Below are 15776 nucleotides of genomic sequence, written 5' to 3' on the forward strand. Positions count from 1 at the left end.
TGATTGTCACAGCCAGAATTATTTCATGATTTACCATTAGAAGAGGTGATCGGCGACCGTTTTGGACGCTACAGTAAATATATTATTCAAGACAGGGCGCTGCCCGATGCGAGAGACGGATTAAAGCCGGTACAGCGCAGAATTCTGTATGCAATGCATACAGATGGAAACACGTTTGATAAAAACTTCAGAAAAGCGGCCAAAACGGTCGGTAACGTCATCGGTAACTATCATCCGCACGGTGACAGCTCGGTTTATGAAGCAATGGTGCGGATGAGCCAGGATTGGAAAGTTCGTAATGTGTTAATCGAAATGCATGGAAACAATGGAAGCATCGACGGAGATCCCCCGGCAGCCATGCGTTATACAGAGGCACGATTATCTCCGATAGCATCTGAGCTTCTTCGGGATATTGACAAAAACACGGTTGAATTTGTGCCGAACTTCGATGATACAAGCAAGGAGCCTGTCGTACTCCCGGCGATGTTTCCTAACCTATTGGTCAACGGATCTACCGGGATTTCAGCAGGATACGCGACCGACATTCCCCCTCATCATCTGGGAGAAGTCATTGATGCTGTCATTAAGCGTATTCAAATGCCTTCTTGCTCTGTTGACGAACTCATGGAAGTTATTAAAGGGCCTGATTTTCCGACAGGCGGTATTATTCAGGGCGTTGACGGGATAAGAAAAGCTTACGAAACCGGAAAAGGAAAAATCATTATCCGCGGAAAGGCTGAAATTGAAACAATCAGAGGCGGACGAGAACAAATTGTCATTACTGAAATTCCATTTGAAGTAAATAAAGCAAACCTTGTAAAAAAAATGGACGAGTTCCGTATTGATAAAAAGGTTGAAGGCATCTCAGAGGTTCGTGATGAAACGGATCGAACAGGGCTGAGAGTGGTCATTGAACTGAAAAAAGAAGCTGATGCCAAAGGCATTTTGAATTTCTTATATAAAAATACTGATTTGCAGATCACATATAACTTCAATATGGTGGCTATCCATAACCGCCGTCCGATGCTGATGAGCCTGCCGTCTATTTTGGATGCATATATCGGACACCAAAAGGAAGTTGTCACAAACCGGTCCGTTTACGAGCTTCAAAAAGCAAAAGACAGACATCATATCGTAGAAGGGCTCATGAAAGCTTTGTCTATTTTGGATGAAGTGATTGCAACAATCCGTTCTTCTAGCGATAAACGTGACGCTAAAAACAATTTGATCGCGAAATATGAATTTACAGAGCCTCAGGCTGAAGCCATCGTGTCATTGCAGCTATATCGTTTAACCAATACCGATATCACAGCGCTTAAGGAAGAGGCAGAAGAGCTCGGTAAAAAAATTGAAGAGCTCGAATCTATTCTGAGCAATGATAAAAAACTGCTAAAAGTGATTACAAACAGCTTAAAAGCACTGAAAAAGAAATATGCAGATACGAGACGCTCCGTGATTGAAGAAAAAATTGAAGAAATTAAAATCAATCTCGAAGTCATGGTTGCATCTGAGGATGTATATGTAACCGTTACGAAGGATGGTTACCTAAAACGGACGAGCCAGCGCTCATTTGCCGCTTCCAACGGTCAGGACTTCGGAATGAAAGATACGGACAGGATGCTGCATCAGTTTGAAATGAATACGACAGACGTGCTGCTGCTCTTTACGAACAAAGGAAGCTACATCTATTGTCCTGTTCACCAGCTGCCTGATATCAGATGGAAGGACATGGGCCAGCATTTTTCAAATCTAATCACTATTGACCGTGATGAAACGATTGTAAAGGCTATACCGATAAAAGAATTTGATCCGTCGGCATATCTTCTATTCTTTACGAAAAACGGTATGGTGAAAAAGACAGAGCTCACTCATTATAAAGCACAGCGTTATTCTAAGGCACTTGTAGCCTTAAATCTGAAGGGTGAAGATGAACTGATTGATGTACATGTAACAAATGGGGAAAGCCAGATCTTTATGGCCACTCACTTAGGGTATGGTCTATGGTTTGGAGAAGACGAAGTGAATGTAGTTGGCGCGCGTGCGGCAGGTGTCAAAGGGATTAACTTAAAAGAGGATGACTTTGTTGTCTCCGGTGAGATTCTTCAGCAATCTGATTCAATTGTCTTGTTCACACAGCGGGGAGCGGTTAAACGCATGAGTCTTTCTGAGTTCGAGAAGACATCCCGTGCAAAACGCGGTGTCGTAATGCTAAGGGAACTGAAAAAGAATCCTCACCGTGTTGTAGCACTGTTCGCTTGCGGTCTTGAACAGCGACTAATGGCAGAAACAGAAAAAGGCGACAGAAAAGAACTGCAGACAAAAGAGTTGCGGACAAACGACAGATACAGCAATGGCTCTTTCTTTTTTGATGAAGAGGAATCAGGCAAGGTTACAGCTGTTTGGCGCCTTCATACAGAACAATAATAAAAAACCCGCTCATACTATATGAGCGGGTTTCGTTTGTTTTTTATCAGCTTTCATGGTTGGTGAATAGATCTGTTACAGCATGAATGACTTCAATCCCCTGCCATACAAATAAATTCAGCGCTGTGAAAGAAAATAAGCCTAAAATCACCATTCTTAAGATAAACAACATGTTTAACAGCCTCCTCATATTTTCGTTACATAATCGGGTGATGTTGAACATGAAGTTTGCCGAAATAAGACGATTGATAAAATTTGGCCAGTATAAAGCTTTTTTTCCGCTGACGTCTGCGGGAGTATCCCGTACTTTTGCTTTCAGCGGTCAGCAGCAGAACAGCCATTGCCCATAAAGCGGTCAGCGTAAATGCCCCTGTGATGGATTTCTTCTCATCATCAGCATTTTGGCCGGCTTTCATCTCATGCATTTCCTGCTGGTCGGCTACGGCTTTATAATGATGGCCGATATCAAAGGCGTGGGGAATTGAGAACAAATGAAAACTGGCAATCGCCAAGAATAAGATGGATGCTTTCAATATCGTTACTTTTTTCAAATGATCTCCCCCTCCTTTAATATTACTGAATATTTTTATAATAATACCCCAATCCATCCTAAAAGTAAACCTGATTTATTAAATTTAAAAATAAATTTAACTTTGTTAAGTATATATCTTTTTGCTTATTTTTGAAAGAGAAAACTTCTTTTATTAGCGTATGTATACCCGGTTTATGGTGTGAATAAAAACATATTTTAAATGATATGTTGTTTAGGATTTATTACTTTATTTATGTGTAAATCAAAGAGAAAGGCAAGAGAATGGGAAGAAATGATTACATTGTTAATAGGGTACTCTTTTTTTAAAGCCAGTTTGCAAGGAATGTTTTTATTCGTAGGAAAATAATAGAGAAGGGGTCGACAGAGTAACATCTGGCTATGACAATATTCTTCTCGAAAAAACTTCCTAATTCGTCATATTGTGATATAATAAAACTCGTTATGTTAAAAAATCTAACATCAAAATCGAATTCGTATTGAATTGATGAAAACGGGAGGTAAATATGGAGTCTTTTTTCAATAGTTTGATTAATATTCCAAGTGATTTCATCTGGAAATACCTATTTTATATTTTAATAGGGCTTGGATTATTTTTTACCATACGTTTTGGTTTTATCCAATTCCGTTATTTTATTGAAATGTTCAGAATAGTAGGGGAGAAGCCGGAAGGAAATAAAGGTGTTTCATCTATGCAGGCATTCTTTATTTCGGCCGCATCCCGAGTCGGCACAGGGAATTTGACTGGTGTAGCCTTAGCAATTGCGACAGGCGGACCAGGCGCTGTATTTTGGATGTGGGTAGTGGCTGCAGTAGGCATGGCTTCAAGCTTTGTCGAAAGTACATTAGCACAGCTTTATAAGGTAAGAGACGGGGAGGATTTCCGCGGAGGGCCGGCCTACTATATTCAAAAGGGTCTTGGTGCCAGATGGCTTGGCATCGTTTTTGCAATCTTAATTACCGTCTCATTCGGCTTGATTTTTAACGCTGTTCAAACAAATACAATTGCTGGAGCATTGGATGGCGCATTCCATGTAAATAAAATAGTTGTAGCCATAGTTCTGGCGGTTTTAACTGCGTTTATCATTTTCGGCGGTTTAAAACGTGTTGTCGCTGTTTCACAGCTAATTGTGCCGGTTATGGCAGGCATTTATATTCTTATCGCTTTATTTGTTGTCATCACGAATATTACGGCTTTCCCTGGCGTTATCGCTACAATTGTTAAAAATGCTTTAGGTTTTGAACAAGTCGTCGGCGGCGGAATAGGCGGCATCATCGTTATCGGTGCGCAACGCGGACTTTTTTCAAACGAAGCAGGAATGGGGAGCGCACCAAACGCGGCTGCGACGGCTCATGTATCCCATCCGGCAAAGCAAGGCTTTATTCAAACATTAGGCGTATTTTTCGATACATTTATCATATGTACGTCCACAGCATTTATTATTTTGCTGTACAGTGTAACGCCAAAAGGCGACGGCATCCAAGTCACACAGGCTGCTCTTAACCATCACATTGGAGGCTGGGCGCCGACTTTCATCGCAGTCGCAATGTTCTTGTTTGCATTCAGTTCAGTTGTCGGCAACTATTATTATGGCGAGACAAACATTGAATTTATTAAAACAAGCAAAACATGGCTGAACATTTACCGTATCGCTGTTATTGCTATGGTTGTGTATGGATCTTTATCAGGCTTCCAAATCGTTTGGGATATGGCGGACCTCTTTATGGGTATCATGGCGCTGATCAACTTAATTGTGATTGCGCTGCTGTCAAACGTTGCTTACAAAGTGTATAAAGATTACGCGAAACAGCGTAAGCAAGGACTTGATCCTGTGTTTAAAGCGAAAAACATCCCAGGGCTGAAAAACGCTGAAACATGGGAAGATGAGAAACAAGAAGCATAATATAAATATAAAACAAAGCTGCATTCAATAGTTGAATGCAGCTTTTTCATTATTGGAAATAAATTTAATTTTTCGACTCGAATGAAAAATGACGTGTAAAGTCCCAATTCAGTCCAGTTTTCTTTGTTCTATATGTGTCATGTGTGTCTTATTCATTGGAGGTAGAGCAAATTGACAGGCTTTTAAACCTCCCCAAAACAAGAAATTAGGTTGATAGACAATCATGAGAAAGATTTTTACAATGAGTTCGTGCTCATAAGAAGTGTAGAGCCAAAATGATGCGAAGGAGGAAAAGATCAGATATGAAACGGTCAATCTCTATTTTTATTACGTGTTTATTGATTACGTTATTGACAATGGGCGGCATGATAGCTTCGCCGGCATCAGCAGCAGGGACAAAAACGCCAGTAGCCAAGAATGGCCAGCTTAGCATAAAAGGTACACAGCTCGTTAACCGAGACGGTAAAGCGGTACAGCTGAAGGGGATCAGTTCACACGGATTGCAATGGTATGGAGAATATGTCAATAAAGACAGCTTAAAATGGCTGAGAGATGATTGGGGTATCACCGTTTTCCGTGCAGCGATGTATACGGCAGATGGCGGTTATATTGACAACCCGTCCGTGAAAAATAAAGTAAAAGAAGCGGTTGAAGCGGCAAAAGAGCTTGGGATATATGTCATCATTGACTGGCATATCTTAAATGACGGTAATCCAAACCAAAATAAAGAGAAGGCAAAAGAATTCTTCAAGGAAATGTCAAGCCTTTACGGAAACACGCCAAACGTCATTTATGAAATTGCAAACGAACCAAACGGTGATGTGAACTGGAAGCGTGATATTAAACCATATGCGGAAGAAGTGATTTCAGTTATCCGCAAAAATGATCCAGACAACATCATCATTGTCGGAACCGGTACATGGAGCCAGGATGTGAATGATGCTGCCGATGACCAGCTAAAAGATGCAAACGTTATGTACGCACTTCATTTTTATGCCGGCACACACGGCCAATTTTTACGGGATAAAGCAAACTATGCACTCAGCAAAGGAGCACCTATTTTTGTGACAGAGTGGGGAACAAGCGACGCGTCTGGCAATGGCGGTGTATTCCTTGATCAATCGAGGGAATGGCTGAAATATCTCGACAGCAAGACCATTAGCTGGGTGAACTGGAATCTTTCTGATAAGCAGGAATCATCCTCAGCTTTAAAGCCGGGGGCATCTAAAACAGGCGGCTGGCGGTTGTCAGATTTATCTGCTTCAGGAACATTCGTTAGAGAAAACATTCTCGGCACCAAAGATTCGACGAAGGACATTCCTGAAACGCCATCAAAAGATAAACCCACACAGGAAAATGGTATTTCTGTACAGTACAGAGCAGGGGATGGGAGTATGAACAGCAACCAAATCCGTCCGCAGCTTCAAATAAAAAATAACGGCAATACCACGGTTGATTTAAAAGATGTCACTGCCCGTTACTGGTATAAAGCGAAAAACAAAGGCCAAAACTTTGACTGTGACTACGCGCAGATTGGATGCGGCAATGTGACACACAAGTTTGTGACGTTGCATAAACCAAAGCAAGGTGCAGATACCTATCTGGAACTTGGATTTAAAAACGGAACGTTGGCACCGGGAGCAAGCACAGGGAATATTCAGCTCCGTCTTCACAATGATGACTGGAGCAATTATGCACAAAGCGGCGATTATTCCTTTTTCAAATCAAATACGTTTAAAACAACGAAAAAAATCACATTATATGATCAAGGAAAACTGATTTGGGGAACAGAACCAAATTAGTTAAGCTTTTTTTTGGCGGACATCAGTAACGATGTCCGTTTTTATCATCTAATAGGAGGTTTGCGTTGTGGATGAAATACTGAAACAGTATATGGTGCTGTATAAAAAAATGAGTAATATGATAAATGGTCCCGACTATCCAGGTAAGGAAAAAGACATCCAGCATCAAAAAGATCAGATCGAAGTTTACGAAAAACAGCTGCAGCAAGGATTTTCTACAGATTATGACTATGATGTGTTTGCTGATTCTGTTATCAAATGCGCATATGGCGATATGACGCTGGAAGATTTAGAAGCCGTTTATTATGGATTGACAACACCATTTTTTTGATTTGTCATTCAGCAGTAAAATTTCAATTTCTGTCTCACTAACTTAAGTATACTTTGATATTGAGACAGAAATTTATTTATTTTGTTTACTTCCTAGAATATATATTATGTAAACTAGAAAAGATGAAGAATAAAGCTTTGCTGTTTTTATGTACATCCTTTCTTCTTCCTGTAATTCAGCAACAAAATAAAAAAGCGATTTCCCAATCGGAAAATCGCCAATTCAGACACTCTATTATTTATGTGTGTCTTTGTGCTCTTAACGATTTACAACAAATGTTGTCACGCTTTGAGCTGGAAGATGAGCCCAAAAATGATTGCCTGATACAGTGAGATTCGTTCCAGGTTGTAGATTGCTGCTGCTGCTCGTGATCCATCTAGATACGTTTGAAGCAGATCCATTCTGCAAAACAAAGTTTTGGTTGACTCCTGTGTTGCTTTTATTGATGGCAACAATAACGACCTTGTTGTCACCTTTATAGGCTGACACGTAAACGTTCGCATTAGGGTTTTTCGTTGCATCAATCCTTACATAGCCGGGACGCACAAACTTTGAGAAATGAGCCATATTGTAGCCGCGTTTGCTGATCGTACCATCTTCTTTCATAGGTCCATATGATCTTCGGATGTACCACCATACATAAGCTTGAAAGTCCCCCTCTACCATCGCATTGTGAATATGCTGTGAAACATCCAATGCCTCAGGCCATCGATCCGCCGAGTTGGTATCACTGTTTGGATAGTATACTTCCGTCATCCAAAGGTCCTTCCCCGCTCCTTTTTGTTTGAAAAGAGGATAAGGGAATTGGCTGACCTGGGTGCCGTACAGGTGAGTTCCGAGAATATCCATATTGGCAAGAGCCTGCGGATCGTTCAAGATCGGGTCCGACAAATTCTTCAAGTATTGAAATGACTCAGGCGCAATGACGCGGGCATTGATCGAGCCGGCGTTTTCTCTCATAAAGCGAAGTATTTCTTGCGGCGTCCACCACGTCCACTCGTGAGCGTAATCAGGCTCGTTTTGGACCGAAATCGCGTAAAGATTCACACCATTATTCTTCATGAAGGTAACAAAATCGTTAAGATGCTGCGCGTATGCTGCGTACTTGTTGTATTTCAGCCGTTTAGCCGATGTGTCACCATTCCGATTAAAGGTCTCAACCATATCACTTGGAGGATTCCAAGGAGAAGCAAAAACGATTGCTCCGTGTTTGACCGCACTCTTTGCAGTCTCCACCTCTTTATACCAATTATTTCGATTTTCATCTACATGAATTCTTAAGATTGAAAATCCTAACTGGTTCTGTCCATTGCCAAAAGCAGTTTCTCTTTGAGCTGCTGTAAGATCCCCAGCCCAAGCCGGATGATTCATCCCTCCAAAACCGCGAATCACTTGTTTCTCTGCAGATACATTAACTGTTACATCACTTGCTGCCAAAACTTCAGTAGCGCCTGGCCCTAACATGACTGACAGCATAGTGAAACATACTAATAGTACACAAATTGTTTTTTTTATGCGTGGAATCATTTATTCCTCTCCTTCGTCATGTGTCTTTTACGGTATTAAAAAATCTGCATGGCATATCCATAATGGCGGGCTGTTCCGGTGCTGGCCCGTACTTCACCCGCCTCGTTTTTAAGCGGTCCCATTACGAGTACTATCTTTGCGTAAACTGCCAGTAATCAAAATTAAACAAGTTTCCTGTACCTGTTCCGGTAAATACAAAGAATACTTTGTGCACACCGGTTGCCCCGCTTACCGCAGTTTCTATTTCCCTCCACGTTTGCGCTCCGCCTGTTGAAGGCACATTCAGAGTTCCAACAAGCTTACCGTCTGCACTGTCGAGGCGCACTTCTATTTTCCCGCCTAAAGTGGATGCTACATTTGCTTTAAATGACCTGGCACCGCCCGCTCCGAAGTCTGCATTTCCTACAGCAATCCAGTCTCCATTTTGAATGCTTGTTACATGCTGATTATTTACTGGCCCGCCGGGTGCTGTGGACTTCTCTGTCAAAATGCGTCCATTCCAAGCAAACGTTTCAGCTTCTACCCGGTTATATGGGTTTAAATTGGAAATTTGTGTTACACCTGCATAATTTGCCGCTACCTCTTGAATAGATCCATCTGCATTATGCACCAGCTTATTAATATGGGGAGAGCGGTATCCTTTGCCGGCCCCGAACAGAGCGGAACTGACAGTTTGCGCATGGTACACCACATACCACTCGTTTTTAAAATTGAAAACAGCATGATGGTTGTTTCCGCCACCTCCGAAAAATGCACCCGGATTTTTCAGGAAGTGCCCTCTATATGTAAAGGGACCCATGGGACTTGAACTGGTCATGTAGCCGATCTCACCCGGGGGTTTATCGGCCGGGTGCGTGCCGCCGAAATTGATGCAATAGGAGTAATAATATGTTCCGTTATACTTGTGCAATCCCGAATCTTCAAACATGAAAGGCGCATCAATTGTAGATGCACTTCCAACAACACTCGTCATATCAGGCCCCAATTTTATGACTCTAGCCGTTTTAGGATTGGCCCATTGTCCCTGCGTTGGATTTGAAACGCCAGGAACGCCTCCGCCGGCATACAGGTAACCGGTTCCGTCGTCATCTACAAATACTGCCGGATCAAAAAGCCATACAACACCAGACATTCCTGGCGTACTTGGCGTTACGAGCGGTTTTCCGATTGGGTCGGTCCATGGACCAATCGGGCTGTCTGCGGTGAGAACCCCGATACCTCCGCCGCTGTTTGCGAAATAAAGGAAGAATTTATCCTTGCCATTAATTTTTTTAACTGCGATTGACGGTGCCCATGACGCACCTGCCCATTTTGCAATTCCACGGCCTCCATTAGCTCCATTGGCACCTGCTACCGGAATGGCTCCGTGGTCTGTCCAGTTCACCATATCCGCTGAAGATATGACGAATACTCTATTCAAATTGGCAAATGAATTATCTTTAATTGTTCCGTTGCTATTATATTCATAGTCATCACTTGACATATAGATGTAGACTCTTCCGTTATAGGTCAGCGCAACCGGATCCGCTCCCAAATGATGGTCGATAAGCGGATTTGAATTCCCTATATGTTTTGCAATTGTAGTACTAGTGGCAGCATACGCAGACTTCCCAGATAAGCAGCTCAATAATAAAACTAGAATCCATAAACATACGCTACACTTTTTCCTCATCACTTCACATCCTCCTTTTTCCTTAAAATGGGGGATTTTCTTTTGGAATTTGATAACAACAGGTCACGAAGATTGCACGCATAAAGTAGCCGGAAGCTGTTTAGCAATGTTCCCAGTTGTTCTGAAAGCTCATCTTCATGTGTCTCCATTCTCTCTTTTCTTCGAGGAGATCGCACCACTCCTTCAAAATTGTTCAAAAAAACTTCCCCATTCCTAGCGACCATTGTCCAGAAAATAAAAAGACAGGATTGTTCATGGCCTCCCACTAATCACATTGAACGGAGATTACATCATTATCCAAGATATCCCTTTATCTAACATCCTACATCATTAAAAAAATTGTGTATAGAAACTTTTGGAGGAGTTAGTGTTCGATTCTACAAAGGAACTGGATACATTTATTCATTGATAAGATGGGGCTAACACTCCGTTTATATTTGTATGTTTTCAGACACAAAAAACAGCCGTTCAATGCGGCTGTTTTTTTCAAGAGTATAAGACTATTGAGCGGTATACCCGCTTTTTCATGTTTTGTTCATATTTTATTAATTGTTTATTCAACACTGTCCGCTATAGTAATCCATATCAACAAATATGACTGCCACTCGCATCTTTTATGAAGGGAGGTTCGTTACGCTGAAAGAAAAAATAAAGACATTAGGCCGTTTTTGCACCGTAGGCGTCGGCAATACGCTGATAGATTTTGGTGTCTTCTTTCTTCTTACCGCTTGTCATGTCTCTTATCTGCCGGCGCAGATCTGCTCCTATACTGCAGGTATCGTCAACAGCTATGTGTGGAACCGGAATTGGACGTTTTGTGTGAAACGTAAGGCTGACGGGAAAGAGATCGTGCGTTTTCTCATGATTAATATTGCCGCGTCAGGGATCACCTTTTTGCTGCTTTATTTGTTTCAAAATTGCGGCTGCTCGCTTTTGGTGAGTAAGCTCGCCGCCACTATCGGCGGAATGATGATGAATTTTATCGGAAACCGAATCTGGGTATTTGGAGATTCGCTGAAAAACATACAGGATCAGGAGTGAAGATGAATGAGAAAAAAAGTGAGAAAAGCGGTTATACCCGCAGCGGGTTTAGGAACGAGATTTCTGCCGGCGACAAAGGCGCAGCCTAAAGAAATGCTTCCAATCGTCGACAAACCAGCAATCCAATATATTGTAGAAGAGGCCGCAGAGTCAGGAATTGAAGATATACTGATTATTACAGGGAGAAACAAACGCTCGATTGAAGATCATTTTGATCGGTCGGCGGAATTGGAATTCAATCTCCGGGAAAAAGGCAAGACGGAGACACTTAAGGAAATGCAGCAGATTGCCGATTTGGCCAACATTCATTACATCCGCCAGAAAGAACCGCTCGGATTAGGCCATGCGGTGCTGTGTGCGGAGCATTTTATCGGAGATGAGCCTTTTGCTGTTCTCTTAGGTGATGATATTATGGTGTCTGAAACACCGGCTCTTCGGCAATTAATGGATGTATATGACGTTTATGGCACAGAGGTTGTCGGTGTACAGTCAGTTCTCCCTGAGGATGTCAGCAAATATGGTATTATAAATACATCAGGGTCTCAAGGGCATGTATATGAAGTGAACGATTTAGTGGAAAAGCCTTCTCCTGAAGAAGCACCTTCGGAAATCGCAGTAATGGGACGTTATGTGCTGAATTCTTCGATCTTCTCCGTTTTGAAGACAATTGGCAGAGGCGCGGGCAACGAAATTCAGCTGACAGATGCGCTTCGTGAGGTTTGCCGTAAGGAGCCGATCCATGCCCGGCTGCTGGAAGGAAATCGATATGACATTGGCGATAAGCTGGGCTGTTTTAAAGCGAGCACCGAAATCGGCTTAATGCGTCCCGAAATGAGATCTCAGCTTTTGGCCTATTTAGAAGATGTGATCAAACGGGAAACGAAAGAAATGCTGCGGTAAAAAAATTGTAACCATCTTGCTCGTCAATCAGTCATATAATAGTGAAAAAGATTAGGACAGGTTGTGAAGAATGTGGGCAGTTTGATAAGCGAAATTTTAACATGGCTGACGAACATGGGATATGCGGGTATTGCGATTGGGTTAATGATTGAAATCATTCCGAGTGAGATTGTATTAGCTTATGGCGGCTATATGGTATCGGAGGGCACGATTGGATTTATTGGCGCAATTATTGCGGGTGTTATCGGGGGCACCATTGCCCAGATCTTTATTTACTGGATCGGTCGCTATGGCGGCAGGCCATTTCTGGACAAATACGGGAAGTATTTATTGATTAAAAAGCATCATATCGATATGTCGGAAAACTGGTTTCAGAAATACGGCGCCGGAGTTGTCTTCTCGGCTCGTTTTATACCGGTTGTCAGACATGCCATATCCATTCCGGCAGGTATTGCCAGAATGCCTTTTCTCAAATTTGTGGTACTGACTGTGCTTGCTATCATTCCATGGTCTATCCTGTTTGTTTATTTAGGCATACAGCTAGGAAGCCAGTGGGATGATGTTGAGAATATAGCAGGCACTTATACAACACCGATTATGATATTGGCTGTTGTCGTGATAGCCCTTTATTTTGTGATTAAGAAACGTACAGCCATATTTAAACGATAGCTAGCGGATATGCATAGGGGTGACTGACGCTCCCCTATGCATATTTTTTTACTTGCGATGTTGATTTGCCAGCTTCAGATTCTCCGCTAAAAATGCGACAAACACTTCATCCCGCACGAGCGATGCGGCATAATTTCTCTTAATAAACCATTCTGCCTCTTCAAACGCTGCGAATGTTTCGTCTTGGGTTTCTCCGTTAATTTGAATATTCCATTCGTTGTCTAAAGGGAAAAGAAAAAATCTCATTTGTGCGCGATTTTCATATAATGATCCATTCGCAGATCCCTTTAGATTATAGATGTTACGGAAGGCATCCGGCCGTACAGGATCAATACGGAAAGCTTCAGCTACAAACAACTCGTATACTTCATCGGTTATTGAACAGCCGGACGCTTTTGCATGCCCTCCGCCGCCATATCGGCCGGCGATTTCTGACACATCGATGTAATCATGAATGGTGCGGAGACTGACTCGTTTTGACCCCATGCTCAAAATCGCAATGTAATCGAGGTGCGGGTTATCTTTCCCTAGCCTGTTCCCCAGCTCTGAATGGTACGATTCAGCGTGAACGATGCCTACACAGTGTTCGTGAACAAAGGTTTGTACCATTTCCCTTTTCTTTCTGCGGAGGTAGCGCTCGATTTTTTCGTCTTCTAAATCAAGCAGTTTTTCTTCAAAATCATCGAAGAAAAATTCGTCATGCGTGGAAAGGCGCTGGATCATTTTTGCTTCAAATTCATCGATTGACAGCAAAAAGAAAAGATCATTAAGCCGCTTCGCCTGTTTTTGATCGTACCGCTCCCACTCCCATGTATCGTATTGGCGGACGAGCTCTGTGAATTGATCTAAGGCGTTTGTCGGTTTCATGAAGCCATTTTCAATGAGATAGCCATATAAAAGCGATGTCGCGGATGTGAGCCTTCCATCATCGTATTCCACCTGGACAAATCCCCATTCATGCTCATTCAAATGAAGGGCTGTTTTATGATGGTCAATGAGCTTCACTTTGCCCCCTGCATGAACATACTCATTCAATCTCTCTTCGTTTTCTTCATTGACGGCGAGATCGGTGATGAATAACGCGTCCTGTCTGTTGCTCTCCTTCGCTTTTTCTAAAAAGTACTGCACCTGTGCGTTTAAGCCGTTGACAGAGTTATACCGGATCTCTACGTCTTTTCCGAACGCCAATTTTGCTACGATTCCGCATCCTACTCCGTCCAAGTCGTTATGTGAATATAAATGATACATAATGTAGGCCCCTTTTTATGATAAACTGACAATTGCCGCTAGAGGTGCGGCAGCCTTTATTTACTATTCTAAAAAACCAAGCGTTTTATGCAATGGTAATTAGTTGACATAATGTTGTTATTGTAAATATATAAAGGAGCGCTTTTTTTGCGCTCCTAAGTTCTTGCTTTTACACCGGATAAACCGGATGCTTTCGATTGGTAAATGTCATTTCCTTTGTCATGTATGCCTTGAGCCGTTTGGCCAGCTCATCACGCAGCGAATTGGCTGGGATAACAGCATCAATGATCATTTCTGAAGCCAGACGGTAGATATTGATGTCCTCTTTGTATTCCTCCCGTTTGCTGCTGATAAATGCGGCTCTCTCTTCTTCTGGCAGCTCGGCGATTTTTTTAGCGTAGACAGCGTTTACAGCGGCCTCAGGGCCCATGACGGCGATTTGGGCGGTTGGGAGCGCTAGACAGCAATCCGGTTCAAATGCCGGCCCTGCCATTGCATACAACCCCGCCCCGTAAGCTTTTCGGACAATGACAGAGAGTTTTGGAACAGTTGCCTCCGACATCGCAGAAATCATTTTCGCTCCGTGTCTGATAATCCCAGCCTGTTCTACTTTTGTGCCAATCATAAAACCGGGGATATCGGCTAAGAACAGCAATGGGATATGAAAAGCGTCACATAAGGTAATAAACTTAGCCGCTTTGTCTGCTGAATCGTGGAATAAGACGCCTCCTTTTACCTTCGGCTGGTTTGCAACAATGCCGACAGGCTGTCCGTGGATTCGTGCGAGGCCCGTCAATAATTCCGGTGCAAATAAGGCTTTGATCTCAAAAAATGAGTCTTCATCTATGACCCGCTCAATGAGCTCATGCATATCAAAAGGTGCGTTTTGATTTTGCGGAATGACGTCGGCAAGCGGAGTTTCGAAGTGTTTTGGCGGGCGTTTCTCATGAATGGGCGCTTTTTCTTGAAAATTTGCCGGAAAGTAAGACAAATAAGCCCGCACCAGCTGTATGGCTTCTTCTTCAGTTTCTGCAAGAATATCTCCGCAGCCGGAGATTGAGCAATGCATACGGGCGCCACCCATTTCTTCGAGAGACACTTTTTCTCCAATAACCATTTCCGCCATCCTTGGCGAACCTAAATACATGGAGGCGTTACCGTCTACCATAACGACGATATCACAGAAGGCCGGAATATAAGCGCCTCCTGCCGCAGATGGTCCGAAAAGCAGACAGATTTGCGGAATGCGTCCCGATAATTTGACTTGATTGTAAAAAATTCTTCCTGCACCGCGTCTCCCTGGAAAGACATTGATTTGGTCGGTAATTCGGGCGCCTGCCGAATCGACTAAATAAATGAGCGGACAGTTTAATTTTTCGGCGATTTCTTGAATTCTGATGATTTTTTCAACTGTTTTTGCTCCCCATGACCCCGCTTTCACTGTTGAATCATTCGCCATGACGCAAACGGTTTGGCCGCCGATTTTGCCGATAGCGGTTACAACTCCGTCAGCGGGAAGCCCGTCTGACATACATTCCGCAAAAAAAGCGTCTTCTAGCTCAATGTCATCGTCAAAGAGAAGGGAAAGCCGCTCTCTGACAAAGAGCTTGCCTTTTTCCCGATTGCTTTGATGATACTTTTCCGCTCCGCCTTTTCGAATCCGTTCAGCCCGTTCTGTTCGTTCCTTTTCATAATCCATCAGCATTGC

At 42.8% G+C, this 15776-nt stretch carries 11 protein-coding genes, 2 pseudogenes and 2 other annotated features; of the genes and pseudogenes, 7 read left to right on the forward strand and 6 right to left on the reverse strand.

The annotated features are described in order from the left end of the window. Positions 1-3: 3 nt before the first annotated feature. Positions 4-2424 carry a subunit A of DNA topoisomerase IV (ATP-dependent) gene (gene parC, locus BSU_18100; protein NP_389692.2) on the forward strand — a complete coding sequence of 807 codons (2421 nt, stop codon included), beginning with the start codon at positions 4-6 and terminating at the stop codon, positions 2422-2424. Positions 2425-2470: 46 nt separating this feature from the next. Next, positions 2471-2647, reverse strand: a sequence feature (Evidence 4: Unknown function but conserved in other organisms). On the opposite strand, the pseudogene ynfCc reads toward parC, so the two are convergent. Next, positions 2471-2647: pseudogene (gene ynfCc / locus BSU_18109) on the reverse strand. Its footprint overlaps the feature before it by 177 nt. After that, positions 2622-3032: a sequence feature (Evidence 4: Unknown function but conserved in other organisms), on the reverse strand. It overlaps the preceding pseudogene by 26 nt. Then, a pseudogene (ynfCn, locus tag BSU_18110) lies at positions 2622-3032 on the reverse strand. Its footprint overlaps the feature before it by 411 nt. Before ynfCn ends, ynfCc begins: the two co-directional pseudogenes overlap by 26 nt. A gap of 448 nt (positions 3033-3480) precedes the next feature. On the opposite strand from ynfCn, the gene alsT reads away from it, so the two are divergent. The 3 genes from alsT to ynfE all read left to right on the forward strand — a co-directional run bounded on the left by alsT (position 3481) and on the right by ynfE (position 7011). Next, complete coding sequence (gene alsT, locus BSU_18120) at positions 3481-4878, forward strand: H+/Na+:nitrogen-donor aminoacid symporter (RefSeq protein ID NP_389694.1); 1398 nt, start codon at positions 3481-3483, stop codon at positions 4876-4878. A 302-nt stretch (positions 4879-5180) separates the two neighbouring features. After that, positions 5181-6680, forward strand: coding sequence for an endo-1,4-beta-glucanase (gene eglS / locus BSU_18130; RefSeq protein NP_389695.2), 1500 nt, complete (start codon positions 5181-5183; stop codon positions 6678-6680). A gap of 67 nt (positions 6681-6747) precedes the next feature. Beyond that, on the forward strand, positions 6748-7011 hold the full coding sequence (gene ynfE, locus BSU_18140) for a hypothetical protein (RefSeq protein ID NP_389696.1): 264 nt from the start codon (positions 6748-6750) through the stop codon (positions 7009-7011). Positions 7012-7269: 258 nt separating this feature from the next. Here ynfE and xynC read toward each other — a convergent pair whose 3' ends face one another. Together xynC and xynD are read right to left on the reverse strand one after the other, a co-directional pair. Then, the gene (xynC, locus tag BSU_18150; protein ID NP_389697.1) at positions 7270-8538 is read right to left on the reverse strand and encodes a secreted endo-xylanase; all 1269 of its coding nucleotides are present in this window, start codon (positions 8536-8538) and stop codon (positions 7270-7272) included. Positions 8539-8668: 130 nt separating this feature from the next. Beyond that, entirely contained in the window at positions 8669-10210 is a 1542-nt protein-coding gene (gene xynD / locus BSU_18160) for an arabinoxylan arabinofuranohydrolase (RefSeq protein ID NP_389698.1), read from the reverse strand. A 594-nt stretch (positions 10211-10804) separates the two neighbouring features. Between xynD and yngA the strand changes: the two genes are divergently transcribed. The 3 genes from yngA to yngC all read left to right on the forward strand — a co-directional run bounded on the left by yngA (position 10805) and on the right by yngC (position 12820). Beyond that, positions 10805-11251, forward strand: a complete 447-nt coding sequence (gene yngA / locus BSU_18170) for a putative conserved membrane protein possibly involved in arabinogalactan metabolism (RefSeq protein NP_389699.1) — start codon at positions 10805-10807, stop codon at positions 11249-11251. Positions 11252-11257: 6 nt separating this feature from the next. Next, complete coding sequence (yngB, locus tag BSU_18180; RefSeq protein NP_389700.1) at positions 11258-12151, forward strand: putative UTP-glucose-1-phosphate uridylyltransferase; 894 nt, start codon at positions 11258-11260, stop codon at positions 12149-12151. A gap of 72 nt (positions 12152-12223) precedes the next feature. Next, positions 12224-12820, forward strand: a complete 597-nt coding sequence (gene yngC, locus BSU_18190) for a putative integral inner membrane protein, phosphatase or phosphate isomerase (protein NP_389701.1) — start codon at positions 12224-12226, stop codon at positions 12818-12820. Between the two features lie 48 nt (positions 12821-12868). Here yngC and nrnB read toward each other — a convergent pair whose 3' ends face one another. Both nrnB and ldeE read right to left on the reverse strand, forming a co-directional pair. Continuing rightward, positions 12869-14068, reverse strand: a complete 1200-nt coding sequence (gene nrnB, locus BSU_18200; RefSeq protein NP_389702.1) for an oligoribonuclease (nanoRNase) — start codon at positions 14066-14068, stop codon at positions 12869-12871. Positions 14069-14237: 169 nt separating this feature from the next. After that, positions 14238-15773 carry a methylcrotonoyl-CoA carboxylase subunit (leucine degradation) gene (ldeE, locus tag BSU_18210; protein ID NP_389703.2) on the reverse strand — a complete coding sequence of 512 codons (1536 nt, stop codon included), beginning with the start codon at positions 15771-15773 and terminating at the stop codon, positions 14238-14240. Between the last annotated feature and the right edge of the window lie 3 nt (positions 15774-15776).

The sequence above is a fragment of the Bacillus subtilis subsp. subtilis str. 168 genome (genome assembly GCF_000009045.1).
Taxonomy (GTDB): domain Bacteria; phylum Bacillota; class Bacilli; order Bacillales; family Bacillaceae; genus Bacillus; species Bacillus subtilis.

What these genes read in the sequence shown, in the direction of transcription:
- nrnB (NP_389702.1), bottom strand. Translation starts at nt 14,068, where the DNA reads ATGTATCATTTATATTCACATAACGACTTGGACGGAGTAGGATGCGGA.
- yngB (NP_389700.1), top strand. Translation starts at nt 11,258, where the DNA reads ATGAGAAAAAAAGTGAGAAAAGCGGTTATACCCGCAGCGGGTTTAGGA.
- ldeE (NP_389703.2), bottom strand. Translation starts at nt 15,773, where the DNA reads ATGCTGATGGATTATGAAAAGGAACGAACAGAACGGGCTGAACGGATT.
- alsT (NP_389694.1), top strand. Translation starts at nt 3,481, where the DNA reads ATGGAGTCTTTTTTCAATAGTTTGATTAATATTCCAAGTGATTTCATC.
- yngA (NP_389699.1), top strand. Translation starts at nt 10,805, where the DNA reads ATGACTGCCACTCGCATCTTTTATGAAGGGAGGTTCGTTACGCTGAAA.
- xynC (NP_389697.1), bottom strand. Translation starts at nt 8,538, where the DNA reads ATGATTCCACGCATAAAAAAAACAATTTGTGTACTATTAGTATGTTTC.
- xynD (NP_389698.1), bottom strand. Translation starts at nt 10,210, where the DNA reads ATGAGGAAAAAGTGTAGCGTATGTTTATGGATTCTAGTTTTATTATTG.
- eglS (NP_389695.2), top strand. Translation starts at nt 5,181, where the DNA reads ATGAAACGGTCAATCTCTATTTTTATTACGTGTTTATTGATTACGTTA.